The organism is Streptomyces sp. NPDC002276 (genome assembly GCF_053891435.1).
Genome location: NZ_JBSFCQ010000017.1, coordinates 39834 through 64628, shown reverse-complemented (window position 1 = coordinate 64628; position 24795 = coordinate 39834). Strand labels below are relative to the sequence as shown.

General features: G+C 71.0%; 22 protein-coding genes. 16 read left to right on the top strand and 6 right to left on the bottom strand.

Annotation, left to right across the window (positions count from 1 at the left end; translation table 11 throughout):
- Positions 1 to 195: 195 nt before the first annotated feature.
- Positions 196 to 1245, top strand: coding sequence for a rod shape-determining protein (locus ACWIHT_RS34905; protein ID WP_456172323.1), 1050 nt, complete (start codon positions 196 to 198; stop codon positions 1243 to 1245).
- Entirely contained in the window at positions 1242 to 1874 is a 633-nt protein-coding gene (locus ACWIHT_RS34900) for a hypothetical protein (RefSeq protein ID WP_456172322.1), read from the top strand. Before ACWIHT_RS34905 ends, ACWIHT_RS34900 begins: the two co-directional genes overlap by 4 nt.
- Position 1875: 1 nt before the next feature.
- On the opposite strand, the gene ACWIHT_RS34895 is transcribed toward ACWIHT_RS34900, so the two are convergent.
- Positions 1876 to 2790 carry an expansin EXLX1 family cellulose-binding protein gene (locus ACWIHT_RS34895; protein WP_456172321.1) on the bottom strand — a complete coding sequence of 305 codons (915 nt, stop codon included), beginning with the start codon at positions 2788 to 2790 and terminating at the stop codon, positions 1876 to 1878.
- A gap of 148 nt (positions 2791 to 2938) precedes the next feature.
- On the opposite strand from ACWIHT_RS34895, the gene ACWIHT_RS34890 reads away from it, so the two are divergent.
- The 3 genes from ACWIHT_RS34890 (at position 2939) to ACWIHT_RS34880 (ending at position 4222) form a co-directional block, all read left to right on the top strand.
- On the top strand, positions 2939 to 3472 hold the full coding sequence (locus ACWIHT_RS34890; protein ID WP_456172320.1) for a hypothetical protein: 534 nt from the start codon (positions 2939 to 2941) through the stop codon (positions 3470 to 3472).
- Complete coding sequence (locus tag ACWIHT_RS34885; RefSeq protein ID WP_456172319.1) at positions 3469 to 3756, top strand: hypothetical protein; 288 nt, start codon at positions 3469 to 3471, stop codon at positions 3754 to 3756. The genes ACWIHT_RS34890 and ACWIHT_RS34885 overlap by 4 nt, the downstream gene beginning before the upstream one ends.
- Before the next feature lie 61 nt (positions 3757 to 3817).
- A complete protein-coding gene (locus ACWIHT_RS34880) occupies positions 3818 to 4222 on the top strand; it encodes a HEAT repeat domain-containing protein (protein WP_456172318.1) in 405 nt (134 codons plus the stop codon).
- Positions 4223 to 4239: 17 nt separating this feature from the next.
- On the opposite strand, the gene ACWIHT_RS34875 is transcribed toward ACWIHT_RS34880, so the two are convergent.
- The 3 genes from ACWIHT_RS34875 to ACWIHT_RS34865 form a co-directional block, all read right to left on the bottom strand.
- Positions 4240 to 4746 carry a hypothetical protein gene (locus ACWIHT_RS34875; protein WP_456172317.1) on the bottom strand — a complete coding sequence of 169 codons (507 nt, stop codon included), beginning with the start codon at positions 4744 to 4746 and terminating at the stop codon, positions 4240 to 4242.
- 219 nt (positions 4747 to 4965) lie between these two features.
- Positions 4966 to 6408: a carboxylesterase/lipase family protein gene (locus ACWIHT_RS34870; RefSeq protein WP_456172316.1), complete on the bottom strand. Its 1443-nt coding sequence runs from the start codon at positions 6406 to 6408 to the stop codon at positions 4966 to 4968.
- A gap of 63 nt (positions 6409 to 6471) precedes the next feature.
- Complete coding sequence (locus tag ACWIHT_RS34865; protein WP_456172315.1) at positions 6472 to 7758, bottom strand: MFS transporter; 1287 nt, start codon at positions 7756 to 7758, stop codon at positions 6472 to 6474.
- A gap of 140 nt (positions 7759 to 7898) precedes the next feature.
- Between ACWIHT_RS34865 and ACWIHT_RS34860 the strand changes: the two genes are divergently transcribed.
- The 11 genes from ACWIHT_RS34860 to ACWIHT_RS34810 all read left to right on the top strand — a co-directional run bounded on the left by ACWIHT_RS34860 (position 7899) and on the right by ACWIHT_RS34810 (position 23133).
- The gene (locus ACWIHT_RS34860; RefSeq protein ID WP_456172314.1) at positions 7899 to 9152 is read left to right on the top strand and encodes an ROK family transcriptional regulator; all 1254 of its coding nucleotides are present in this window, start codon (positions 7899 to 7901) and stop codon (positions 9150 to 9152) included.
- Between the two features lie 346 nt (positions 9153 to 9498).
- A complete protein-coding gene (locus ACWIHT_RS34855; protein ID WP_456172313.1) occupies positions 9499 to 10506 on the top strand; it encodes a LacI family DNA-binding transcriptional regulator in 1008 nt (335 codons plus the stop codon).
- Between the two features lie 245 nt (positions 10507 to 10751).
- Positions 10752 to 12086, top strand: coding sequence for an ABC transporter substrate-binding protein (locus ACWIHT_RS34850; RefSeq protein ID WP_456172312.1), 1335 nt, complete (start codon positions 10752 to 10754; stop codon positions 12084 to 12086).
- Positions 12087 to 12093: 7 nt separating this feature from the next.
- Positions 12094 to 13041, top strand: a complete 948-nt coding sequence (locus tag ACWIHT_RS34845; protein ID WP_456172311.1) for a carbohydrate ABC transporter permease — start codon at positions 12094 to 12096, stop codon at positions 13039 to 13041.
- A 47-nt stretch (positions 13042 to 13088) separates the two neighbouring features.
- The gene (locus ACWIHT_RS34840; RefSeq protein ID WP_456172481.1) at positions 13089 to 13895 is read left to right on the top strand and encodes a carbohydrate ABC transporter permease; all 807 of its coding nucleotides are present in this window, start codon (positions 13089 to 13091) and stop codon (positions 13893 to 13895) included.
- Between the two features lie 29 nt (positions 13896 to 13924).
- The gene (locus ACWIHT_RS34835) at positions 13925 to 16651 is read left to right on the top strand and encodes a glycoside hydrolase family 38 N-terminal domain-containing protein (protein WP_456172310.1); all 2727 of its coding nucleotides are present in this window, start codon (positions 13925 to 13927) and stop codon (positions 16649 to 16651) included.
- Positions 16652 to 16709: 58 nt separating this feature from the next.
- Positions 16710 to 19691: a glycoside hydrolase family 2 TIM barrel-domain containing protein gene (locus tag ACWIHT_RS34830; protein ID WP_456172309.1), complete on the top strand. Its 2982-nt coding sequence runs from the start codon at positions 16710 to 16712 to the stop codon at positions 19689 to 19691.
- A 114-nt stretch (positions 19692 to 19805) separates the two neighbouring features.
- Complete coding sequence (locus tag ACWIHT_RS34825) at positions 19806 to 21530, top strand: MOSC domain-containing protein (RefSeq protein WP_456172308.1); 1725 nt, start codon at positions 19806 to 19808, stop codon at positions 21528 to 21530.
- A gap of 168 nt (positions 21531 to 21698) precedes the next feature.
- Entirely contained in the window at positions 21699 to 22034 is a 336-nt protein-coding gene (locus ACWIHT_RS34820; protein WP_456172307.1) for a hypothetical protein, read from the top strand.
- A gap of 98 nt (positions 22035 to 22132) precedes the next feature.
- A complete protein-coding gene (locus tag ACWIHT_RS34815; protein ID WP_456172306.1) occupies positions 22133 to 22780 on the top strand; it encodes a SigE family RNA polymerase sigma factor in 648 nt (215 codons plus the stop codon).
- Positions 22777 to 23133, top strand: a complete 357-nt coding sequence (locus ACWIHT_RS34810) for a hypothetical protein (protein ID WP_456172305.1) — start codon at positions 22777 to 22779, stop codon at positions 23131 to 23133. Before ACWIHT_RS34815 ends, ACWIHT_RS34810 begins: the two co-directional genes overlap by 4 nt.
- Here ACWIHT_RS34810 and ACWIHT_RS34805 read toward each other — a convergent pair.
- Together ACWIHT_RS34805 and ACWIHT_RS34800 are read right to left on the bottom strand one after the other, a co-directional pair.
- Positions 23111 to 24127: a sugar kinase gene (locus tag ACWIHT_RS34805; RefSeq protein ID WP_456172304.1), complete on the bottom strand. Its 1017-nt coding sequence runs from the start codon at positions 24125 to 24127 to the stop codon at positions 23111 to 23113. The two genes, ACWIHT_RS34810 and ACWIHT_RS34805, sit on opposite strands and share 23 nt — an antisense overlap.
- Positions 24124 to 24771, bottom strand: a complete 648-nt coding sequence (locus ACWIHT_RS34800) for a bifunctional 4-hydroxy-2-oxoglutarate aldolase/2-dehydro-3-deoxy-phosphogluconate aldolase (protein ID WP_456172303.1) — start codon at positions 24769 to 24771, stop codon at positions 24124 to 24126. Before ACWIHT_RS34800 ends, ACWIHT_RS34805 begins: the two co-directional genes overlap by 4 nt.
- Positions 24772 to 24795 lie beyond the last annotated feature (24 nt).

The following is a 24795-nucleotide window of genomic DNA, read 5'->3' as shown; positions in this document are numbered from 1 at the left end:
GTGTGACGGACACGTGGCGCGCGCCCGCGACACCTCTGTTGTTACCGCCGGTAGCACCCAGGGAAACCAAGCTGTGTCGGGAGTGTTGCGGAAGTCGGATTCCGGGCGCTCGCACCGGACCGCACAGGTACGACCGCCGGTATGTCGCCCATCACCTAAGATCGCCGCACAGGACAACGGTGCGGGGGTGGCGGCGTGCTCTGGTGGGTTCTGGAAGAGATACGAATACAGCGGACGGGGCGCAACGCCCGTTACTCGCAAGTGGTGTTGGAGCTGGCCTGGAATCCGGGCCCGGGCTCGGACGCCTCGCTCGCGGCGGAGCTGCTGGCGGTCGGCGTGCCGAAGGCGTCCCCATTGTGGCCGCCGATCGGGTCGGTGGTTCTCGTCGCGCCCGGAGCCGACGCGCACCCGGGAGTGCCACCGGCCGTGGACACCGTCCGGGAGCAGTGGCCGGCGGCCGTGGTCACCGTGGTGGACGAGACGGTGGCCGCCCTGCTCGGTGCGGACCCGGAGCCGCGCGCGTGTGTCGTGGTGCACCAGGACGCGGTGCACACCTCCGTCGCCCTCGTCGCCGGGCGTGAGGTGGTCGCGAGCGGTCTGGCCACCGGGGGCGCGCGAGGTCTGGCCGACGCGGTGATCGGGCATGTGCGCGACGGTCACCGCATCGACCTCGGCCTGGAAGTGGCGTGGTCCGCCGTCGTCCACGGCGGCGCGTTCGCGCCGTCGCCGACGGTGCCCGGCCCCATGTCCGTCCACGGATCGCTGATCACCGACGACGCCCCCGGCCCACGACAGCCGGTCGAGGTCGCCCTCTCGCCGACCGAACTGCGCGCCGTCGTAGCCCCCGCCTACCAGCCGGTGGTGGACCTCGTGGCGCGGGTACTGCGTGACACGCCACCGGAGACCGCCCGGCAGGCGACCGCCGGCGGGCTGCTGCTGACCGGCCCGCACCCACCCGGAGCGGAGGACCACCTGACGGAACTCACCGGGCTGCCCGCACGCCGGGTCGCCGAACCGACATCCGGTTTCGAACACCCTCAGGTCCTCCGCAACGGAGTGGCCCGCCTGCTCGCCGAGAATCCCCCGGCCCCTGTCATCGAGGACCGCACCGAGCGGTTCCGCCAAGTCATCGCGGACTGGGCCTCCTCCTCGGTCGCGGACCAAGACGCCTACACGCCGGAGGAGTTGGCGCTGCTGGAGGCGCTCCGCCTGCTGCCGGGTCGTCCGAACACCCACGAACGGTGAGCGCCACCGGGCGGAGATGGGCCCTGCGGCTGCTGTGGACGGTACTCGCGGTCCCGGTGAGCGCGGCACTGACGGCTATCGCCTTCGGCCTCGTCTACGGCGCGTCGCTGACGCCCGTCGGATGGCGGAACCCGATGGTCCTGGGCTTCGGCGCGCTCGTACTGGCCGGTGCTCTGGGCGGGCTGGCGTTCGTCCTGTACGACGTGCGGGGCGACGACAGTGGGTGGGCGATCCCGGTACGGGAGACCGCGGTGGCCGCCTGCGTCGCCGCGACCATGCTGGTGTGCTGGCTCGCGCTGAAGGATCAGGCTCTGCACGAGCACGGCCGAGCCGTCCGGGCGGTCGTGACGGACCTGCGGCCCAGCACCGGCGTGTACGACGCCGGAACGAATGCGGTCCTGGCCGACGCCGCTCACCACCGGCGGCTCGGCGTCATCGGAGCGGGGCACCTCGCCGTCGGCGACCGTCTCACCGTCACGGTCGATCCCCGGGGCAGATACGGCGTCAGCGCCGGCCCGCCGCCCGCCACTCCCGAATGGTTGTGGGACCTGTCCGCCGTACTCGCCGCGATTCAGGCCCTGTTCACCGCCTCGCTCGGTTTCAGCGCCGCCACAGGGCGAGAGCGCTGACTCAGTGCTTGGCGAACTGGAGGCGCGTGGCCTGTACGACGTCGGGGCGCACCGCGAGTGCGGGGACGGTGAGTTGCTCGCCGTAGATGTCGGTGAGCCTGATCGCGCCGCCGCAGCCGCTGCCGCTCTCGGAGAGGAAGTAGTTGTAACTGGCGCGCGGCAGTTGACGCCAGGTGCCGCCCGCGAGGACCTCCAGGCGGGCCAGCGGATTGCGGTGGCCGATCGCCTGGATACCGCACCAGTAGCGGCTGGACCCGGTCTTGTAGCGGATCGAGATCGTGTCGGAGGTGCTGGGGCTCACCAGATTCCAGGTGATCGGGATCCGTCCGGCCGAAGGGCTGGCGAGTTTGGCGAAGGCCTGCGCGCTGAGGTCGATCTGCCCCGGCGCGCAGTCCCCCGGGCACTCGTTGGTGATCCGAACGGTGACGGTGGCGCCGCCCGCGCGGACGAGCACATACGCCCCGCACGCCTTGGACGACTCGTAGTCGGTGGTGTTCATGGCGCCGGTCAGGACGTCGCCGCTCGGGTCGTACAGGCAGGCGCCGCCGCCGTCCGCGTCGTAGAAGGTGGCGACACCGCGGTAGGTGACGCCGGGCCGGATGCGCCCCGCCAACGAGGCGGTACCGGCGGCCCGTTGGGGGGTCTTCGTGGCCGACGGAGAGGCCGAGGTGGCGGTCGGACTGGCGGACGGTGTCACCGACGGCTTCTTGGACGCGCCGGTCGCGCGCGCGGACGGAGAAGCGGAGGCGGTCGAAGTACCGGTCGCGGACGGGGAGTTCACCGCGGATCCGCTGACGGCGTGTCCCGCCTCGGTCTTCACGTCCTCGCCGCTCTTGTCACCGGGCAGCAGCACCAGGGCGAGCGACACGACGATGAGCACCGCGGCCGCCGACAGAAACAGCCACCGCTTCGACACCGGACCTCCTCGACAACCACCCTCCGTTGTCCGGAGTGATGGAGGAGGCGATCGTGCCAGCCTCCGGGGGACGTCGGCAAGCCCTTTCTGCGGATGGGCAGTTGGGGCGGGTGTCGAGTGGAGTGACCGGTGACGATTGAATACGGTCATGGACTCCCCGATATGGGCCGCGCTGTCGGCCGCCGAGCGTTCCGCCGTCGACGGTCTGATCCAACGAGACCACCGCATCGCGGCAGTCGCCCGGATGCGTGAGGCGTTCCCGGCCGAGACCAGGCCGGGGCTGTACGAAACCCTGGATGTGGTGACAGAGCGCTACCGGGAGTTGGGCCAGCGGTTGGAGCGCCTGCCGACCCCGCCCCTGGACCTGACGACGCTCACGGAGCAGGTCGAGGCGTTGCCCGGCCCGACCGTGGCCGTCGAGGCGCTGTGGGACGGCGACAGCGAGGGCTGGTACGTGTACCTGGTGGCGCACACGGACGTCCCGCTCGCCGAGCACCAGCTCGCCAGCGTCCGGAAGGGTGGTGACCTGCGGCTGTTCAACGGCGTGGTCCCGCCATGGCCCGAAGCGCGAGAAGCGGAGACGGTCGGCCGTGCCCTGGCCGAGCGGTTCGGCGTGCCGTTCCACTTCGCCAGCCCCGACGAACCCGACCTCGACGCCCCGCGCTGGAGGACCGTCTCGTGAGCCGCACCGCCGCACAGCTCGACGCCCTCACCGCCGAACCGGCCGACCCTGACTGCGACTTCGACCGGATCGAAGCCCTGGAAGGCGAGCTGCTTGCCGCCCGGGACACTGCCCTGATCCCCCGCCCGCAAGAGCACCTCGTCGGCGCCGTGGAAGCCGGGAACGGGTACGGACGCCACGTGCTCTGCGGCATTCTGGCCGCGACAGTCGGCTCCCGAGCCCTGCCCGGCCCGAACTTGCTGCGGGCCTTCGCGCACGATCTGGGGACGACCAGGACTCCCTGACGGCGACGGCGACCGAATTCGCCCGCCAGGACCGTGCCTACGCGCGGGGCATCATCGTGCCGTGGGCCACGGGCCCCGACTCCCTGGCCTGCGCAGGACGGCGCTGTGGCTGCTCGGCTACGTTCCCGAACCGGACGGCCTCGACCTGCCGGCCGACGCCGCCCGGGATCCGGACGCCCGCGTCCGCAGTGTGACGGTGGGGGCCATCGGCAGTCACACGGAGACCTCGGCGCGGGCAGTCGATCTGCTGACGGCCCTGCTCGCGGACCCCGGCCCCCAGCTGCGAGTGAGCGCCCTGAGCACCCTCGGTTTCGCACGCCGACCGGGTCGCCATCACCCTGAGCCGGTTCCCCGCCCCCGAACCGGCGACCTTGGCCGTACTGGGCGCCCTCGCCCGCGACCCCGACACCTGTGTACGGGAGAAGGCTGTCGCCGCCCGAAGAAACTCGCCGCCCGAGTCATGTGAAGCACCGCCGAAAGTTCTCACCGACGCTCGAACCCGTCGTCCCGACTCCAGTGGAGAGTCGTGTCCTTTCCGAAGACGACCCGTTGCCCGTCGTCGGAGACCGAGGCCTGTTCCCAACCGTCGATGTTCTTCGTGACGTTGATGTTCCAGTCGGTCAGGTCGTCGACACCGACGGCCGCGATGGACTCGGTCGGGGGCTCGCCGTCGTAGCAGTAGGTGCCGAAGTCGGCGATCGCCGCGACGATTCCGTTCTTGGTGCGCAACTGGATGCCCTGGCAGGCGTCGGTCCCGGTGCGGTAGATGATCGTCGGTTCGGTCCAGGCCTTTGCCCGGGGGCTGTAGTGCTGCTCGACGAGCCCCTTGCCCCGGCGGTAGTGCAGGGCCACGCGGCGGCCGTCACCGAGTTCCGCCTCGGCGTTGTACGGGCTCGGACTGCCGCTCCAAGGGAGGTCGCTCTTCTGCAACTTGGAGGCGTAGACCGTGGATTCGGGTGCGGTGGAGGCACTGCCAGAGGGGTCTGTCACCGGCGCCGGGTTCCGATGCGCGCATCCCGCCGCCAGAGTCACCGTCACGAGCACGCCCAGCATCCTTCTGACCGGCGCCCTCATGCCGGGCCTGTGCATACGTGCCTCCCGTCGCCCCTCCGCAGCATAGGGGCGACCTGTACCTCCGCAACGGACCTCTGCTGTCGGGCCGGGCAGGTCAAAGGGCATACCGGCCCGACAGCGGAGATCCAGCCGGGTTCAAGGAGTGGTCGGCGATCCGGTCCAGATGCGGCGCTCCGCGCTCAGCGGGTCGTCCAGCGTGTGCGGGGTGGTGTCCCAAGTCATCGTGGTGCGGCGCTTGTTGGTGTAGCGGGGCCACTCGGGGCCCGGGTCGAGGTCGTGGACGAAGGCGACCCAGGCGCCGTGCATCGCGTCGGCGAGGGACTGGGGCGGATGCGGGCCCGTCGCGGCCGTGACGCGCTCGGCGTCGAGGAGGTCGAACGCGAAGGGGATCTCCACGCAGTGGACGGCGCTGCCATAGGTGAAGTGGTAGAGCCAGGTGGGGAGTTCGTGGTGTGCGCGGGCTTCGGCGAGGGCGAGTGAAGGGCCCCGGAAGATGGCGTCGGTGAGGGTCTGGCCCATGCGTTGTGCCGGGTCGTCGTCGTTGTGGAGGGTGACGTAGGCGGCTACGGCCTCAGGGTCCAACCCGTTTGCGGCCAGCACCGCTTGTACGGCCTCCATCGGCGCGGGAGCCTCTGCCGCGCTCGTCCCGACCGGCGGGTTGAACTCCCGCTGGGTGAAGCCGAGCAACAGCGGGACAAGAGCGGCGCTGCCGTCGGCGAAGGCCTCGGGCACGGGGACAGGGATCAACTCCCCGTCGGCGAAGGGCGCCAGCGAAAGCCCGGCCTCCGGAGTGGCCAAGGCGTCCTGGAGCGCGAGCAGTTCGTCGACGGTCAGGTCGCGGAGCGCGGAGGCCAGGGCGGGGACACCCGTGCGTTCCGTCAGGCGGGCCGAGTCGGCGAGTGCGTCCCGTCGGTGCTGGGGGGACCTGACGGCGCCGGACTGGGAGATCGCGGCGCGGAAGAGTCCGTGTGCGGAGGGAGTGGCCATCAGGGTCTGCGCGGCGCCGCCGCCGGCCGACTGTCCGGCGACGGTGACCTTCGCGGGGTCTCCGCCGAACGCGCCGATGTTGTCGCGCACCCAGGTCAGTGCGGCGATCCAGTCGAGCACGCCACGGTTGTCGGGGGCGTCGTCGAGGTGGAGGAAGCCCTCGATGCCGAGCCGGTAGCCGATCGACACGAGGACGATTCCGTCGCGGGTGAAGGCCGAGCCGTCGTACCAGGGGCTGGCGGCGGATCCGGCGACGTAGCCGCCGCCGTGGATCCAGACGAGGACCGGCAGGCCCGCGCCCGGGTGCGGGTCGGGGGTGAAGACGTTGAGGTTCAGGACGCCGTCGCCCGGTATCGAGGGTTCGGGGATGGTGGTGGGGCCGTCGAGGATGAAAGGGCGGCGTTGCGCGGTGGGTCCGTACCGGGTGGCGTCCAGTGGTTCGGTCCACGGCTCGGGCGGGACGGGGGCGGCGAAGCGGAGGTCGCCGACCGGGGGCTTGGCGTAGGGGATGCCGAGGAAGCGGGCGGTGGTGTGCTGCCACGTCCCGAGGACGGGTCCCTGGGACGTGGTGGCGATCACGGACTGGGGCACGGAGCAACTTCCTTGTGGAGGAGGGCGGTTGTGGGCGGTGGTCGAAGTCTCGTGCCTGATCCGCTACTTGACGCTCTTGATCGGCCGGATGGCGAGCGCGCTGATCAGGACGACGGCCATGGCGAAGGCGAACAGGACGCGGTAGCCCGGCAGTTTGTCGGAGCCCGCGGCGAAGGAGGTGATGAGTACGGAGGCGATGATCGGGCCCAGGGCCTGGGGGATGTTGGTGGCGATGTTGAGGATGCCGAGGTCCTTGCCGGCGGCCGAGCCCTTGGGCAGGACCTCGGTCATCAGGGCCATGTCCAGCGACATGTACGTGCCGAATCCCATGCCGCTGACCAGCGCGTAGGCGTACATCGCGGGCAGGGTGGGGCTGAGCAGCGGGATGGCCATGGAGAGGGCGAGCAGGACAGACGCGCCGATCACGAAGATCTTGCGGCGGCCGGTGCGGTCGGAGATCTTCGCGGCCGGGACGGCGGCGACGAGGGTGCCGACGAGGGCGAGCACGGACATCAACTGCTGGGCGCTGTCCACCGCGTCGCCGTCGAGGCCGACGTAGTCCTGGAGGGCGTAGCGCTGGTAGGTGGCGACGCCCCAGTAGCCGAGGATGAAGGCCATGCGGGCCACGAACGCCCAGGCGAAGTCCGGGTGTTGGCGCGGGGAGACCCAGAAGCCGGTGAGGAAATCCCGCCAGGAGAAGGGCTGCGGGGGTTCGGGGCGGGTGCGGTCGCGGTTGAGGAGGACGAACGCGAGCACGATCACGAGGACGATCGCGGCGATGACGCCGTATCCGAGGCCGAGGCGTCCGGCGTAGCGGGCGGCGAGGATCACGCCGAGGGTGGCGCCGAGGTTGGAGCCGAGGCCGACGAAGGCGGAGACGATGCCGAACCGGCGGGGAGCGACGCGGTCGGCCATGACGGCGGTGAGCGGGGCCTGGACCACGTTCAGCAGCACCTGGACGGCGACCCACAGCAGGGTGAGCCAGAGCAGGGTGGCGGCGTGGGAGATGGCCAGCAGGGTGAGGACCGCGCCGACGGCGCCGAACAGCATCCAGGGGGTGCGGCGGCCGAGGCGGCCCCGGGTGCGGTCGGAGATGGCGCCGATGATCGGCTGGGCGAAGAGCGTGACGATGGACGAGGTCATCGTCACCAGGGCGAGGTTCGATTCCTTCGCGGCGGCGTCGAGGTTCTGGATCTGGGTGGGAAGCAGGACCACGACGAGGCCGGCGTAAGCGGTGTAGAGAGCGGCGAATCCCGCACCCATCGACCACATCAGGACGTTGACCTGGGAGCTGCCCAGGGTGTCGTCCTTTCGGGACGTGGCGGGGGCGGAAGAGGTCGAAGCGGACAAGGACGCCTCCACGGGGACGGACCGGCTTCGTTGCCGGTGTCGGGAGTATGGACTCGCCCATTTATTTATTTCAAGACTCGAAAAAATATATCTTGGCCACCCTGTCCGGATCGCACCCCGCCGGAGGCACAATCGTGCGTGTGAACGCCCCCGCCGACTCGACCGACGTACGACGCCGCAATCTGGCCCTGGTGCTGCGGTATCTCGACGCCCACGGTCCCTGCGCCCGTACCGAGGTCGCCGCCGGGACCGGTCTTGTGCACGCCTCCGTCACGGCGCTCGTCGCGGAACTCATCGACCGCGGTCTGGTCCGTGAGGCGGGCTCGGTTCCGTCCGGCGGCCGGGGCCGACCCCGGCGGCTGCTGCGGCTGGTGCCCGAGCGCGTGGTCGTCCTCGCCGCGCAGGTGACCCTGGAGTCCGTGCACGTCATGGCGGCCGACTTCCGCGGCCGTGTCCTGCACCGCGAGTCCGCGCCGCACCACGCGCCGTACGGCGATCCGCGCGCCCTGGCCGCGGTCGTCGGATGTGTCGCGCGGGCAGCCGAAGCCGCGGTGCGGGACGCCTCACGTGACGCCCATGTCGCCCAACTCACCGTCGCCATGGCCGGACCGGTCGTCGGACCCGGCCAACTGGTGGCCGCGGCCATCGACTTCGGCTGGCACAGCACCGACCTCCGCTCCCTGGTGGTCGCCGAACTCCCCGGTCTCGACTGCCCAGTCGACGTGGTCAACGACGCCAACATGGCGGCCCTGGCCGAGTACCACGCCCTCGCGGCCGACGGCGTACGGCACCCGGAAACCGTCGCCTACATCAAGGCCGACACCGGAGTCGGCGGCGGGCTGCTCGTCAACGGCCGTGTGCACAGCGGGAGTCACGGCATGGCGGGCGAGATCGGGCATCTGCCGATCGCCCTCGACGGTCCCGCATGCCGGTGCGGCACCCGGGGTTGCCTCGCGATGTACATCGGGCCCGAACCCCTCATCCACGCGGCCGGGTTGGACGCCGTCGCCGAGGCGCAGGGGGGCGAGGCGGCGCTGGCCGAGCTGGACCGCCGGCTGCGCGCGGGCGACCCGGACGCGACCGCCGCGCTCGGCGCCGCCGGACACGCCCTGGGTGCGGCCGTCCTCGGCGTCTGCGGTGTCACCGACGTCGGGGAGATCATCCTCGGTGGCTACCTAGCCACCTGGGCCGCGTGGCTCCGGCCCGGCCTGGACGCTCGCCTGGCCGGACGTCGCGCCCTGGCGCCGGACACCCAGCCGGACATCACCTTCGGCGTCCTCGGCACGGAGGCGACACTGCGCGGCGCCTTCCAGACCTGCCGCGACGCACTCCTCGACGACCCGACCAGCGTTCCCGTCCTCCCCCGGACCCCGGTCGCCGTGACGTCCCCGTAGCCCCGCGACCATACGGCGGCGGGCCCTCCCCCTTCGCCATGCCCCCGGAGCGCCCCGACACCCGCGCCGGGCACCTCCGGCCGGTCGCCGTCTCTTCGTCCGGCCGCCCCAGACCTGCCGCGACGCCCTCCTCGACGACCCCACCAGTGTTCCTGCCCTCCCCCGGACCCCGGTCGCCGTGACGTCCCCGTAGCGACACCGCGGTACGACGGCGAGGCCGGCCCCGGCGCCCGCCACCCGTGCCGGCGCCTCGCGCCGGTGGTCGTCGCTTCGTCCGGTCGCCCCGCTACGTGCATACTCGGGCCTTGCGCGCGCACCGGCGTTCGCGAGAAGCGGGAGGTGGGCGATGGTGCTGCCATCAACAGCGGGGACCGAGCCCCGGAAAATCACGATCAATGACGTCGCCAAGTCGGCGGGGGTGTCCCGGCAGACCGTGTCACGGGCGCTCAACGACAAGGACGAGATCGACGTCGACACCAAGCAGCGGGTGCTCGACGCCGCTCGCGCGCTCGGGTACCGGCCGAGCAGGTTCGCCCGCGGTCTGGTCCGCCAGGACACGATGACGATCGGGCTGGTCATCCCCGACCTGCTCAACCCGTTCTTCACCGAGGTCGCCGCCGCCGCGCTGGAGGCGGCCCGGGCCCGTGGCTGGCAGGTCGTCGTGTACGACACCGGGGACCGGGCGGAGGAGGAACTGGGCACGCTCCAGGTGATCAGCTCCCAAGTGGACGCGGTGATCGGCTACTTCAGCTGTCCCGAGGGCGAGTTGGAGAAGTTCACGCGGGGCATGCCGGTGGTGCTCATCGGCCGGGAGCAGCCGACGCGGTTCAGCGCGATCACGATCGACGGCTCGGCGGGCGTGCACGCGGCGGTCGCGCATCTGGTCGCGCGGGGGCACACCCGGATCGGGATGCTCGACCACCACACCCGCGCCGAACCGAGCATCCGGCACGAGTGGTTCACGACGGCCGCGACGGCACACGGCATCGACCCGGGCCTGGTGGTCGGCGCGGACCAGACCGCCGACGGCGGCGGAGAGGCGCTCAGGGCCATGCTCGCCGCCCACCCCGACGTCACCGCGGTCTTCACGTTCAACGACATCATCGCGATCGGCGCCCTGCGGGAAGCCCGCCGACTCGGCAGGAACGTCCCGCACGAGCTGGCGGTCATCGGCTTCGACGGCCTGCAACTCGGCGCACTGGTCGAGCCCCCGCTCACCAGCGTCGCCCTGGACACGCGCGGGCTCGGCGCCCTCGCCATCGAGCAGATCGCTCGGCTGCTGTCGGGCGCGGAGGCGCTGGCGGCCGACGAACTCGTCGTACAGGCCGAACTGCGGCTGAGCGGCTCCGCCTGACCCGCACGGGTGCGCATCCGGTCCGAATGTCTTGACACTCGCCCGCGCCGAAGCGCAAACTTCCGAACATTCGCAACACACTTGAAACAGGTTTCGCACGGAGAGTCCCGTGAACGCTCACGGGAGCGCTCACGGAGACCTCGTACCGCAACAAAATGGTGTACCCACTCCAGCAGGAATCCCTCCCGGGGGATCAGCACCGAGCCGCCTAGCACCGCCGCTAGTCGTTGTCTGGAACGGAAACTATGAGCAGCAGAATCACTCGCTTCCGCCTCGCCGTCGTCGCCGTGGCCGCCAGTGTCTCCGTAGTCGCCGGATGCTCGTCATCCACGACGTCGGCCAAGACATCCGCGACCTCCTGCGCCCCCGCGAAGGGCAAGGTCACCCTCCAGTACTGGAACACCGTTCCGGGCATGGACAAGGTGGTCGCCCTGTGGAACAAGAAGAACCCGAACATCCAGGTCGAGACGAAGAACATCTCCAACGACCAGTACGGCATCCTCAGCAACGCCCTCAAGGCGGGCAAGGCCCCCGACCTCTCCCAGGTCGGCTACGACGAACTCCCCAACCTCCGCACGCAGAGCGCCTTCGTGGACGCGTCGGCCTGCTCGGCGGCCACCGCGGCCAAGTCGAAGTTCGTGCCGTGGACCTGGTCGCAGGCCAGCTTCGGCAACACCGGCGTGTTCGCCATGCCGCAGGACACCGGCCCGATGGCCCTCTATGTGCGCAGCGACATCTTCAAGAAGTACGACATCGCGATCCCGACGACCTGGGACGAGTACGCGGCCGCCGCGGCGAAGCTGCACAAGGCGGACCCGAAGCTCGACATCACGTTCTTCGACCCGAACAACGCCGAGTGGTTCAACGGGCTGCTCTGGCAGAACAACGCCCAGATGTACAGCTACTCCGGCGACAAGTGGCAGGTCACGGTCGCCTCCGACCAGAGCAAGCAGGTCGCCGACTACTGGCAGAAGCTGATCGCCGGCAAGCTCGTGCGCACCGACCTCGCCAACGGTTCGACGCAGATGTACGCGGCGTACCAGAAGGACCAGATCGCCAGCTACGTCGGCGCCGCCTGGGGCTACAGCATGTTCCGCGACAACCTCCCCAAGCAGGCCGGGAAGTGGACGATCGTCCCGATGCCGACGTGGGGTTCGGACGGCGCCTCCGGTGACTGGGGCGGTTCGACCGTCGCGTTCATGAAGGGCAGCAAGCACCTCTACGAGTCGGTCGAGTTCAACACCTGGCTCAACACCGACCCGGAGGCCCTCGCGCTGGAGAACCAGCTCGGCGGCCTGTACCCGGCGGCCGACGCCGGGCTCCAACTCCCCGCGCTGTCCAAGGGAGTTCCGTACTACAACAACGAGAAGATCTTCGACGTCTTCGCCGCCTCGTCCAAGAAGATCAACACCAGTTTCGCCTGGGGCCCGACCCAGAAGACGGTGAACCTGGCGCTCCAGGACGCGATGGCCAAGGCGGCGGCCGGGAGCGGCACGCTCTCCGACGCCCTGGCGACGGCTCAGGCGGCCGCGCTCAAGTCGATGAAGGATCAGGCGATCCCGGCAGCGGCGGGCAAGTGACCGCACGATGACCGACATCGCAACCCGCGCGACGCGTCGGGCGGCATCGCCCGGGGGCCGTCGCCGTCTCAACGGCGGCGGCCCCCGGGCGGGCACCATCTTCGCGTTCGTGATCCCCTTCTTCCTCCCGTTCGTGCTCTTCTACCTGGTGCCGGTCGGCTACGCCCTCTGGCAGAGCGTCCGCGTCGTCCGCCGCACCGGCGGGCAGTACGGCACCTCGTACACGACGTTCGGGGGCTTCGAGCAGTACACGAAGGTCTTCCAGAACGACGAGTTCTGGTCCAGCGTCGGCCGCATCGGGCTCTTCGGCATCGTGCAGGTGCCGGTGATGCTGTTCGTCGCCCTGGTGATCGCGCTGCTCCTCGACACTCCGCTGCTGCGGCTCAAGTCGGTGTTCCGCATCACCGCGTTCATGCCGTACGCGGTACCCGGCGTGATCGCCGCGATCATGTGGTCGTACCTCTACTCGCCCCAACTGAGCCCCGTCGTAGACCTGTTGAACGGCATCGGGCTCCATCCCGACTTCCTCGGTCCTGGCGCGGTGCTGTGGTCGGCGGCGAACATCTCGACGTGGCTGTGGACCGGCTACAACATGCTGATCATGTTCTCGGCGCTGCAATCGATCCCGCAGGAGCTGTACGAGGCCGCGAAGTTGGACGGCGCGAGCAACTGGACGATCGCCTGGCAGATCAAGGTCCCGATCATCGCTCCGTCGATCATCCTCACCACGGTGTTCTCGATCATCGGCACGCTCCAGCTCTACGCCGAGCCGGCCGTGCTGCGGCAGATCTCCTCGAACATCTCCAGCACGTTCACGCCGAACATGCTGGCGTACGCGGTGGCCTCTGGGAACAACTACCAGCAGGCCGCGGCCATTTCGGTGGTCATCGCCGTCATCACCTTCGTCCTGAGCTTCGGGTTCATGCGACTGACCTCGAAGAGGGCCGGCCTGTGAGCAAGCAAACCGTGAACCGTGAGAGCCAGGTCAGCCGTACGGCCGCCATGGCCCTGATGCTCCTCCTGGCGATCTACTTCCTGCTGCCGATCTACTTCCTGATCGTCGCGGCCACCAAGCCGCAGGGGGATCTGGCCGCCACCAACGGGCTGACGTTCTCGCACTTCAACCTGTTCGAGAACCTGCGTGTCCTGTTCACCCGCAGCGACGGCGTCTTCGGCAAGTGGATCGTCAACACCGTGATCTACGCGGTGTTCGGCGCGGTCGTGGGCACGCTGATCTCCGCGCTGTGCGGCTACGCGCTCGCCAAGTTCCAGTTCCGGGGGCGGGAGTTCCTGTTCTCCGTCATCCTCGGTGGCGTACTCGTCCCCACCACCGCGCTGGCGCTGCCGCTGTTCCTGCTGTTCTCGGCGACCGGGATCGTCAACACGTACTTCGCGGTGTTCCTGCCGAGCATCGTCAGCCCGTTCGGCGTCTATCTCGCCCGGATCTTCGCCAACGCGGCTGTCCCGCAGGAGCTGTTGGAGTCGGCGCGCCTCGACGGTGCCGGTGAGTTCCGCACGTTCTTCTCGGTGGCGTTCAAGCTGATGACGCCGTCGCTGGTGACGATCTTCCTGTTCCAGTTCGTCGCCATCTGGAACAACTTCTTCCTGCCGATGGTGATGCTCCAGAAGGAGTCCCTCTTCCCGATCACGCTCGGCCTCTACGAGTGGAACGGCCAGACCGCGCGGGCCCCGCTCCTCCAAGAGTCCGTGATCACCGGCTCGTTGGTGTCGATCGTGCCCGTGATCATCTTGTTCATCCTGCTCCAGCGGTTCTGGCGCACCGGACTCGCCGCCGGTTCCCTCAAGTGACCGCCCCCGCACAGAAGGTGCCACCCGTCATGAGCGACTCCGCTGTCTTCGTGCCCCATTTCCACTGGGACCGGGAGTGGTACGAGCCCTTCCAGGTGTTCCGGCACCGGCTGGTCGCCGCCCTCGACACCGTGCTGGAGACGGCGGAGACGGACCCGGACTTCCGGTTCACCGTCGACGGTCAACTGGCCGCGATCGAGGACTACTTGGAGATGCGGCCGGAGAACCTCGACCGTGTCGTCGCCCTGGTCCGGGAGGGCCGGCTCGCCATCGGCCCGTGGCTGATCCTGCTGGACGAGTTCCTCTGCTCCGGCGAGACCATCGTGCGCAACCTCCAGATGGGCTGGGCGGCGGCCGAGGAACTGGGCGGCGCGATGCCGGTCGGCTATCTCCCGGACATGTTCGGCCACATCGCGCAGATGCCGCAGATCCTGGCGCGGGCAGGCATCGAGCACGCGGCGCTGTGGCGCGGGGTGCCCGGCTCCGTCGACGGCCACGCCTTCAACTGGCGGGCGCCGGACGGCTCCCAGGTCCGCACCGAGTTCCTCTTCGACGGCTACGACAACGGCCTCGACGTACTCCTCATCCCCGAGCGGATCGGGCGCGCCCTGGGCGACTACGCGGAGATGACGGCCGAACGGTGGGGCGGCGACCCGGTGTTGGCGATGGCCGGCACCGACCACAACGCGCCCGACCCCCGACTGGCGTCCTGGCTACGGCGGGCCTCTGGCGAGGGGCGTCCCATCACCGTCGCCACGCTCGACGAGTACGTCCGCAAGCACGTCCGTGACGAGGTGTCCGCCGTCGTCACGGGCGAGCTGCGCAGCCATGTGCGCGGCAACATCCTCCCGGGCGTGCTGTCGGTACGGCTCGGACTCAAGCAGCGGATGGCACTCGCGGAACGCACGATCGACCACGCCGAGCGCGTGAACGCGCTGTGGTCCCGGCGCGACGACTCGCCGTTCCTCCGCCTCGCCTGGCACAAGATCATCGAGTCGACCGCGCACGACTCGGTGGTCGGCTCCGGCACCGACGAGACCTGCGACCAGGTCGCCGCCCGCCTCGCCGAAGCAGCGCAGACGGCCCGTGCCGTACGGGACGCGGCACTCGCCGAACCCGCCGCCCTGGTACCGAGCGACGGCCATCTGGTCGCCAACCCGCTGCCGTTCGACCGTACGACGCTGGTCGAGGTGGACGTCGTGGCCCCGCCCGAGGGCACCGCGCTCCTCGCGACCGCCGCCGACGGCTCGACGGCCCCCGTGCAGCTGATCTCCCAGGCGCCGACCGTCCTCGCCGACGAGCGCATGGACGCCTCGCAGTTGGAGCGCGTGCTGCGCCGTATCCACCGCCGCGAACTCTTCGGCCGGCTGATCGACCACTACGAACTCACCGCCGGTGAGCTGGTGTTCCACCTCGCCGAGGTGCCGACGAGCGGCCCCTTCGACCTGCTGATCCTGCGCCGCGAGGTCGCCGAGGCAGCGGCGGCGCATCCGGGTGAGTGGCGGGTCCTGACACTGGAGGAGGCCCGGGCCACCGCGCTCGTACCCGCGCACGTGCCCGCCTCCGGGCTGGCGAGCTTCCAGGTCGAGCCGAGCGAGACCACCGCCTCGACCGCGTCCGTCCCCGCCACGGCGACGGACCGCACCCTCACGAACGGCCTGGTCGAGGTCACGGTCGCCGCAGACGGCACCCTCGACATCACCGGGCCGGACGGCATCGTGCTGCACGGCGTGGGGCGCCTGGTCGACGGCGGTGACCGGGGCGACAGCTACAACTACGCTCCGCCGGCGCAGGACGTCCTCGTCTCGGATCCCGCGGAGATCACCGTCGAGGTGCTCGAAACCGGCCCGCTGCGCTCGCGGTTGAGGGTCACGCGGGTCTACGAATGGCCCGCCGCACTCTCCGCCGACCGCGATGTCCGCGCCGACCTGACTGTGTCCACCCCGGTGGAGACGATGGTGGAAGTGCGGGTGGGCGAGCCGTTCGTGCGGGTCTCCACGTCCTTCCTGAACCAGTCCGCCGATCACCGGCTGCGTTTCCATGTGCCGCTGCCCGAGCCGGTGACCACGTCCGCCTCGGCCGGGCAATTCGCCGTCACCGAGCGCGGGTTGACCGCCGAGGGCGGCTGGGGCGAGTATCCGCTGCCGACCTTCCCGGCCGGTTCGTTCGTGTCGGCGGGCGCGGCCACCGTCCTGCTCGACCACTCCAGCGAGTACGAACTCGTCGGCGACGGCGCCGAATTGGCCATTACCCTGCTACGCGCGATCGGCTCGATCAGTGTCAACATCCACCCCCTGCGCGACGAACCGGCGGCGAGCGAGATCCCCGTACCCGGTGCGCAGGACCTCGGGATGCGGATCGAGAACCGGTTCGCCGTCGTGCCCTCGGCGTCCGGCTGGCGGGGTGCGCACGCGGTGGCGCTCGCCGAGGAGTTCCGGAACGATGTCCTGGTGACTCGTGGCACCGGGGACGCCGGGGGTCAACTGCCGCCGGACACCGCCGGGTTGCGGGTCGACGGGGAGGACGTCCTCGTGTCGGCCGTCCACCGCGTCGGTGGCGACGACGCCCAAGTCACCGGCACCGAGGTGCGGTTGACCGCGATGAGCGACACCGCGTCCACGGTCCGTGTGACGGGGACCTTCACCGAGGCCACGACCGTCGACCTGCTGGGCAGACCGCTCTCCCGCACCCCGGTCACCGACGTGCTCGAACTCGACCTCGGTCCCTGGGAGATCCACACCATCGTGCTCCGGTAGACCGCCATGATCGAATGCAATACGCCCCGTTCTGCTCTCATGAAAGCGTTGTGACCTCTTGCTCCCCGAGTTCTCCTCCCGTGTTTCCGACCTCGCACCCGGCCGTGGTGCCCTGCGCCCGGCGCGCTCGTGGCTGCACTCCGACGCGAAGTCCCTCTCCCTGAACGGGTCCTGGCGTTTCCGCCTGTCCCCCACCGCGTCGGCGGCGGAGGACTTCGCGGCCGAGGGCTTCGACACCGACGGCTGGGACAGCATCCCCGTGCCCGCGCACTGGGTGCTGGAGGGCGACGGCGCCTACGGCCGCCCGATCTACACCAACATCCAGTTCCCGTTCCCGATCGATCCGCCGTACGTCCCGGACGAGAACCCGACCGGCGACTACCGCCGTACCTTCGACGTGCCCGCCGACTGGTCGGACGCCGAGCGGGTCGTGCTGCGCTTCGACGGTGTCGAGTCGCTGTTCACGGTGTGGGTCAACGGAGCGGAGATCGGCGGCGCGAGCGGCAGCCGACTGGCCCACGAGTTCGATGTGACGTCCGCTGTGCGGCCCGGCGAGAACGTGGTCGCCGTGCGCGTGCACCAGTGGTCGGCAGCCAGCTACGTCGAGGACCAGGACCAGTGGTGGCTGCCGGGCATCTTCCGCGATGTCACCCTCGTCGCCCGGCTGGCCGAGGGCATCGAGGACGTCTGGCTGCGGACCGGCTTCGACGACGGGCGCGGCCGGGTCGAGGCGGAGATCACCGCCGACGCGACGGCGTTCCCGGTCACCCTGCGCATCCCCGAACTGGGCGTGGAGCAGGTCTGGGCCACACCGGCCGACGTCGCGCCCGTCGACATCGCCGCCGTAGAGCCGTGGTCCGCCGAGCAGCCGCGTCTCTACGACGCCACCGTGTCGACGGCCGCGGAGACCGTCAGCCTGCGCGTGGGCTTCCGTACGGTCGAGATCCGCGGGGACCAGTTCCTGGTCAACGGGCGCCGGGTCGTGTTCCACGGCGTGAACCGGCACGAGACGCACCCCGAGCGCGGCCGGGTCTTCGACGAGGCGCACGCCCGCGAGGACCTCGCCCTCATGAAGCGGTTCAACGTCAACGCGATCCGCACCAGCCACTACCCGCCGCACCCCCGACTGCTGGACCTCGCCGACGAGTTCGGGTTCTGGGTGATCCTGGAATGCGATCTGGAGACGCACGGCTTCGACAAGGTCGGCTGGACCGGCAACCCCAGCGACGACCCGGCCTGGCGCGAGGCGTACCTCGACCGGATCGAGCGCACCGTCGAGCGGGACAAGAACCACCCCAGCATCGTGATCTGGTCGCTCGGCAACGAGGCGGGCACCGGCAGCAACCTCGCCGCCATGTCCGCGTGGGTCCACGCCCGCGACGCGGAACGCCCGGTGCACTACGAGGGCGACTACACCGGCGAGTACACCGACGTCTACTCCCGGATGTACGCGTCCGTGCTGGAGACCGAGCAGATCGGCACCGACGGCTCGCGCGCCCCGCTGCTCAACTGCACGCCCTCGCAAGGCGCCAGGCAGCGCACCAAGCCGTTCCTGCTGTGCGAGTACGCCCACGCGATGGGCAACGGACCGGGCGCGTTCGACCAGTACGAGGCGCTGGTGCGTGAACACCCGCGCCTGCACGGCGGTTTCGTCTGGGAGTGGCGCGACCACGGCATCCTGGCCACGGCTCCGGACGGAACGCCGTACTACGCGTACGGGGGTGACTTCGGGGAGGTCATCCACGACGGCAACTTCGTGATGGACGGCATGGTGTTGAGCGACGGCAGCCCGACGCCGAGCCTGCACGAGTTCAAGGCCGTGGTGGCGCCGGTGGACTTCGCGTTCGACGGCGAGAAGGTCGCGATCACGAATCTGCGGCATACCGCCGACACGTCCGACCTGCGGTTCCGCTGGCGGGTCGAGCACGACGGAGTGCCGGTGGACTCAGGGGAGTTGGAGGTCCCGCGGGTCGGGGCGGGCGACTCGGGGTGGGTGTCGCTGCCTGACGTGGCGGTGGTGCCGGACGCCGAGACCTGGCTGACGATCGACGCGGAGCTGGCGCGGGACACGGCGTGGGCGTCCGAGGGTCATGTGGTGGCAACTGCCCAGCTGGACCTGTCGGTTCGACGTCCGGCGCCCGGCGTCCGGCCCCGCAGCGGCTGGCGGCCCGGCGACGGGACGCTCACGCTCGGGATCGCCGAGTTCGTCGGCGGTTCCCTCGTGCGGCTCGGTGAACGTGCCGTATCGGGGCCCCGGTTGGAGCTTTTCCGCGCGCCGACCGACAACGACAAGGGTGCGTGGGGCGAGGTGGAGGAGAGCGACGCGAGCGTGTCGGGGGTGTCCAACGCCGAGCTGTGGCTCCGTAACGGGCTCGACCGGCTGACCTCGCGCCGGGTGTCCGTGGAGCGGACCGCGGACGCGCTGCGCACGGTCGACAAGGTCTCGGCCGCCGACTCGGGTCTGTCGGTGCTGGTGGAGTCCGTCTGGTCGCGGGAGAGCGACGGCGAGGTGGAACTGCGGGTGGAGATCCAGCCCTCGCACGGCTGGAAGACGGTGTGGCCGCGGATCGGGGTGCGTTTCGAGCTGCCCGACGGCACGGCTCCCGTCGACGGCGCCGAGTGGTTCGGTCTTGGCCCGCTGGAGTCCTACCCCGACAGCCTGCGCGCGGCTCGCACCGGCCGCTTCACCGCGGGCATCCGTGACCTCTCGGTCGAGTACGCGCGACCCCAGGAGACGGGACACCGTTCCGCGGTACGCCGACTGGCACTGACGACCGGCGACACCGAAGTGCTGCGCGTCGAGGCGCTCCCCGACACGCAGGGCCGCCGTCCCGGCTTCACGCTGAGCCGTCACACCCCGCAGGAGGTCGCCCGGTCCGGACACCCGTTCGAACTGCCGAATTCGACGTCGAGCCACCTGACCGTCGACGCCGCCCAGCACGGCCTCGGCTCACGGGCCTGCGGCCCGGACGTGTGGCCCGCGTTCGCGCTGCGCCCGGAGGCCCGCACGATCAGGCTCCGGATCACGCCACCGAACTAGCCGTCCACTGAGGGCGCGGTCTCGCACGGCGGCGACCGCGCCCTCAGTATGGGAGGGGACGACCGCCGTCCCGGGTGCGACCGTGCCGGTCGTCCCCGTGGGAAGGAGTTCCCCGTGCCCACCCTGCTGTCGGTGAATGTCGGGATGCCGAAGGACGTTCCGTGGGAGGGCAGGAACGTCCGCACCGGTGTGTGGAAGTACCCGGTGGAGGGCCCGGCCATGGTCCGGCGGCTCAACATCGACGGCGACGGCCAGGGCGACACGGCCGGTCACGGCGGCGAGCAGCGGGCCGTGCTCGTCTACCAGATCCAGTCGTACCGGCACTGGCAGCGGCACTTCGGCCGCGACGACCTCGGCTACGGCCAGTTCGGCGAGAATCTCACCGTGGACGGCCTGCTCGACGACGAGGTGTGCATCGGCGACCGGTACCGCATCGGCGAGGCGGAGTTCGAGGTCACCCAGCCGCGCGTCACCTGCTACCGGGTCGGAATGCGGTTCGGCGAACCGGAGTTGGCCGCCCTGTTGGTGAGCCATCACCGTCCCGGCTTCTACATGCGGGTCGTCCGGGAGGGCCATGTACAGGCCGGCGACCGGATCGTACGGACCAGGACCGGTCCAAGTGCGCTGAGTGTGGCCGACACGGACGCGCTGCTCTACCTCCCCGACCGCGACCCCGCGAAGCTGCGTCTCGCTCTGAACGTGCCCGCGCTGAGCCCCGGTTGGCAGGGGTCGTTCCGGGATCTGCTCGCCGCCGCCGAGGGTGCGCAGCCCGCCGCCCACCCGGCGTGGGACGGTTTCCGCCCGCTGCGGGTGACGGACGTGACCGCCGAGAGTACGACGGTCACCTCGATCCGGCTGGCCGACCCCGACGGCGCCCCGCTCCCGGTCGCCCGCGCGGGCCAGTACCTCACCCTGCGCGTCCCCATCGCGACCGGCCCAGCCCCCGTGCGCAGTTACTCGCTCTCCGCCGCGCCCGACACCGGCAGCTACCGGATCAGCGTCAAACACGAACCGCACGGGACGGCGAGCGGCTATCTGACCACGCTGCTGCGGCCCGGCGCGGACCTCCAAGTCGCCGCGCCCCGGGGCGAGTTCGTGTACGCCGACGGAAGCGGGCCGGTGCTCCTGGTCTCCGCGGGGATCGGCCTCACGCCGGTGCTGTCCATGCTGCACGCGCTGGCCGCCCGGAAGAGCGAGCGTGAGGTCTGGTGGATCCACGGTGCCCGCGGCCCCCGCGAACACCCCCTCGCGGCCGAGGCCCACGACCTCCTCGCGTCGCTGCCGCACGCGCACGAGCAGGTCTTCTACAGCGCGGCCACACCCGAGGAACGCCGGCGTGCCCACGCCTCCCCGGGCCGCCTTACCAAGGACAGGCTGATCGCGCTGTCCGTCCCCGCCGACGCGACCGCCTACATCTGTGGCCCCGCCCCCTTCATGACCGACATCCAGCAGGCGCTCACCGAGGCGGGCATCGATCCGGCGCACATCCACACCGAGTTGTTCGGGGCACTGGCCGCCATCAACCCCGGAGTCACCGGGCGGCCCGCCCGAGCGCCTCACCAGCCGCAGGGGCCGCCCGGCACCGGCCCGACGGTGACCTTCGCGCGCAGCGGTCTCACCGTCCCGTTCGACGACGGCGGGCGCAGTGTGCTCGAACTCGCCGACGCCTGCGACGTCCCCACCCGCTGGAGCTGCCGCACCGGCGTCTGCCACACCTGCGTGACGCCTCTGCTGTCCGGCACGATCACCTACTCCCCCGAACCGCTCGAACCGCCGGCGGCCGGTGAGGTCCTCATCTGCTGCGCCCGGCCGGGAACGGACATCGTCCTCGACATGTGATGCGGCCTTCGCCGCGGAGCCGTAGAAAAACCGACCCGACCTGCAACCTCGATGCGGTCGGAACGTCTGTCCGGGTGGAGGCGCCTCCGAGCCAGGGCCTTCGCCACGGGACACCACCTGTGGCGGCGGCCCGACAGACCGTTCACGATCGACGATTCGAGGAATCACATGTCCGCAGGTCAGGCTGTTCGCAGCAGCCTCCGCCCGGGCCGGGTGCGGCTCGCGCTCGGAGTCACCATCGCCGCCACCGTGCTCGCCGTGGGCGGCACCCTCACCGCCCACGCCGATACCGCTCGCCCCGCCCCGCACAAGAGCGGGTCCATGGTCGTCCCTCCGTGCGAGGCCCCGGACCCCAGCCCGGTCGAGGCGGTGCCGGGCGGGAAGTTCCACCTGCCGAAGCATCTCCCGCAGAAGACCTTCCGCACCGTCGTCGGCGAATGCGGACCCGACACTCCGAGCGTCGGGGACCCGGTGGAGGCGACGCCCGTCCCGGGTTCGAAGTAACCAGCCCGCCGAGGTGGAGCCGCCGGGTCCTCGTCCGGCGGCTCCACCGCCCGTCCGGTGCGTCCGGGCGTACGCCGACCATGATGTCCGGGAGATCCATGACCACAGCGACGACCCTTGCCGCCCCGGCCCGGCCGACCTCGCGCGGATGTTCCCCGGTGGCGCTGTGGCAGGCGGTACGGCGGCTGGTGCGTGAGGCGGCCTCGGGCGGACGGACGCCGACGGTTCCGGATTCGCCGGCAGTCCCCGCCGACGTCGGCGAACCCGACATCGACGCGCTCTACGCCCACCGCCGCCTTGACCTGGTCCGGCTTGCCCTGCTCCTGGTGGACGACCTCCCCACGGCGGAGGACGTCGTCCAGGACGTCTTCGCCGCGCTCTACCGCCGCTACGGCGCGCGGCCGGCCGGTCTGGACAACCCCGACGCGTATCTGCGCACCAGCGTGGTCAACACCTCGCGCTCGGTGCTGCGCCGCCGCCGTACCGTACGAGCCCATGTCCCCGAACGCGCGGGGCACGCGCCCTCGGCGGAGGAACCCGTGCTGCTGCGCGAGGAGCACGGTGAAGTGATCGCCGCCCTGCACCGGTTGACCCGGCGGCAGCGCGAAGTGCTGGTCCTGCGCTACTGGTCCCATCTCAGCGAGGCGCAGATCGCCGACACGCTGGGGCTGTCCCGCGGTGCGGTCAAGTCCACGGCGAGCCGGGCACTGGTCGCCCTGCGCCGAGAGTTGGAGGCTCCCCGATGATCGAACAGGACCACGGTTCCGGTGTCCCGCCGGGCTCCGTCGAGCAGCGGCTGCGCGCCGCCCTGCGCGCCCGGGCCGACTCCGTCGACTTCTCCGCGCTGCGCCCCGCCGTCCCGCCGACCGCACGGGCCCGGTTCCGTCTCACGGCCCTCCGGCCCGTCCGCCGTACCGCTCTCGCGCTGCTGGTCGTGGCCGCCGCGGTGGTCGGCGTCCTGTTCGCGGTGGCGTATCCGGACCACAGGGCGCCGGTCGGGCCCGCGCGCCCCCCGACGGTGTCGCCCTCCCCCGGTGACATGGACGCCAGCCCCGGCCCTCCCGTGTCGAACCCGGTCACCGCGGTGCCCCATCCGTGACCGGGACGGCCAACTGCCCTGCCGCCACGGCCCATTCGTCGGCCGGGAGGGCGAGGAGCCGTTCGATCCGGGCGCTGTCCGGCAGGGGTCCGTGATCGGCGGTCACCTTCAGTGCCGACGCGGCCGTGATGTGTCCGAGCCGCAGCGCGCGCTCCATGTCCTCGCCGCGCAGCAGACCGGTGAGCACCCCGGCGGCGAAGGCGTCGCCCGCGCCGACCGGCTCCACCACGTCCGTGCCGAGCGCGGGAACGGTCCAACTGCCCTCCGCGCCGAAGGCGACGGCCGACCGGCCGCCGTCCTTGACGACGAGGAGGCGCGGGTGCGGCAACAGGCGCCGTACACCCGCCGGTTCGAGGTCCGCGTCCCAGAGGTCCTGTGCCTCGTCGAGTCCGACGAAGGTGATGTCGGCCCGGTCGGCCAGGTCGCGCAGCACGGTGGCGGCCGTGCCGGGCGGCCACAGCGCGGGGCGGTGGTTGACGTCGAAGCTGATGGCGTACGGCCGTTCGTCCGGCGGGACGGCGAGCGCGGTGGCCACCAGGCTCCGGCAGGACGGGGACAGGGCCGCGGTCACGCCCGTGAGATGAAGGACGGAGGCCGACCTGAGCCGGTCGTCGTCGAGTACGTCGGGGCCCATCGCGGAGGCCGCGGAGTTGCCGCGGTAGTAGTGGACGCGGGTCCTGCTGCCGGTCGGCTCCTTCAGGAGCAGGCCCGTGGGCCGCTCCGGGTCGCGGCGCACGCCGCTCACGTCGACGCCCGCCGCACCGACCTCGGCGCGCACCCGCCGCCCCAGGGCGTCGTCGCCGACCGCCGAGATCCAGGACACGGGGATCCCCAGGTCGGCCAGGTACATGGCCACGTTGGACTCCGCCCCGGCCACCGACACCCGCAGGTCGTCCGCGTTCTCCAGTGACGCGGACGGGGCCGGGGCCAGGGCCGCCATGGTCTCCCCGATGCAGACCACCGCGCCTTCGGCCGACCGCAACCCGTTCCTCATGACGCCTCCCCCGCGAACGAGGCTTCCCGTACGACGGTCAGCAGGGCCCGGGCCCGGGTGCGCAGCGCGCTCCGGCTGCCGCCGTCGGCGGCGTCCCCGACCAGCGGCGAGCCGACTCCGACGGCGGTCGCTCCGGCGTCCAAATACGCCCGGGCGGCCGCCTCGTCCACGCCGCCCACCGGCACGAACAGCTCGTGCGGGAACGGTCCACGCAACGCCTTCAGATAGGCGGGACCACCGGCCTCGGCGGCCGGGAAGATCTTGAGCGCGGCGGCACCGAAGGGGCGTGCGGCCAGGATCTCGGTGGGGGTCATCACTCCGGCCAGTACCGGCAGGCCGAGTCGGTGTGCCTCGCGGATGCCGTCCCCGAGCGCGGGGGTGACGGCGAAGTTCGCGCCGACCCGCAGGGCGGCGCGGGCGTCGTCGGCGGTCAGGACCGTGCCGGCGCCGAGGGGCCGGTCGGGGCCGAGTTCCTTGCGGGCCCGCTCGATGACGGACAGGGCGTCCGCACCGGTCAGGGACACCTCGATCAGTTCGACGCCTTCCTCGGCCAGCGTCAGCACGGTGCGTACGGCGGCTTCCGGATCGGTGCCGCGGACGATCGCGAGGAGGCGATGGGTGGCCAGAGCCGCTCGAAGATCCATGGGGCGAATTCCCTTCCCGTTCAG

Excerpts from the sequence above, each read along its gene's own strand:
- ACWIHT_RS34890 (WP_456172320.1), top strand. The coding sequence starts at position 2,939 with ATGGACTCCCCGATATGGGCCGCGCTGTCGGCCGCCGAGCGTTCCGCC.
- ACWIHT_RS34855 (WP_456172313.1), top strand. The coding sequence starts at position 9,499 with ATGGTGCTGCCATCAACAGCGGGGACCGAGCCCCGGAAAATCACGATC.
- ACWIHT_RS34850 (WP_456172312.1), top strand. The coding sequence starts at position 10,752 with ATGAGCAGCAGAATCACTCGCTTCCGCCTCGCCGTCGTCGCCGTGGCC.
- ACWIHT_RS34845 (WP_456172311.1), top strand. The coding sequence starts at position 12,094 with ATGACCGACATCGCAACCCGCGCGACGCGTCGGGCGGCATCGCCCGGG.
- ACWIHT_RS34840 (WP_456172481.1), top strand. The coding sequence starts at position 13,089 with ATGGCCCTGATGCTCCTCCTGGCGATCTACTTCCTGCTGCCGATCTAC.
- ACWIHT_RS34835 (WP_456172310.1), top strand. The coding sequence starts at position 13,925 with ATGAGCGACTCCGCTGTCTTCGTGCCCCATTTCCACTGGGACCGGGAG.
- ACWIHT_RS34820 (WP_456172307.1), top strand. The coding sequence starts at position 21,699 with ATGTCCGCAGGTCAGGCTGTTCGCAGCAGCCTCCGCCCGGGCCGGGTG.
- ACWIHT_RS34815 (WP_456172306.1), top strand. The coding sequence starts at position 22,133 with ATGACCACAGCGACGACCCTTGCCGCCCCGGCCCGGCCGACCTCGCGC.
- ACWIHT_RS34810 (WP_456172305.1), top strand. The coding sequence starts at position 22,777 with ATGATCGAACAGGACCACGGTTCCGGTGTCCCGCCGGGCTCCGTCGAG.
- ACWIHT_RS34805 (WP_456172304.1), bottom strand. The coding sequence starts at position 24,127 with ATGAGGAACGGGTTGCGGTCGGCCGAAGGCGCGGTGGTCTGCATCGGG.
- ACWIHT_RS34800 (WP_456172303.1), bottom strand. The coding sequence starts at position 24,771 with ATGGATCTTCGAGCGGCTCTGGCCACCCATCGCCTCCTCGCGATCGTC.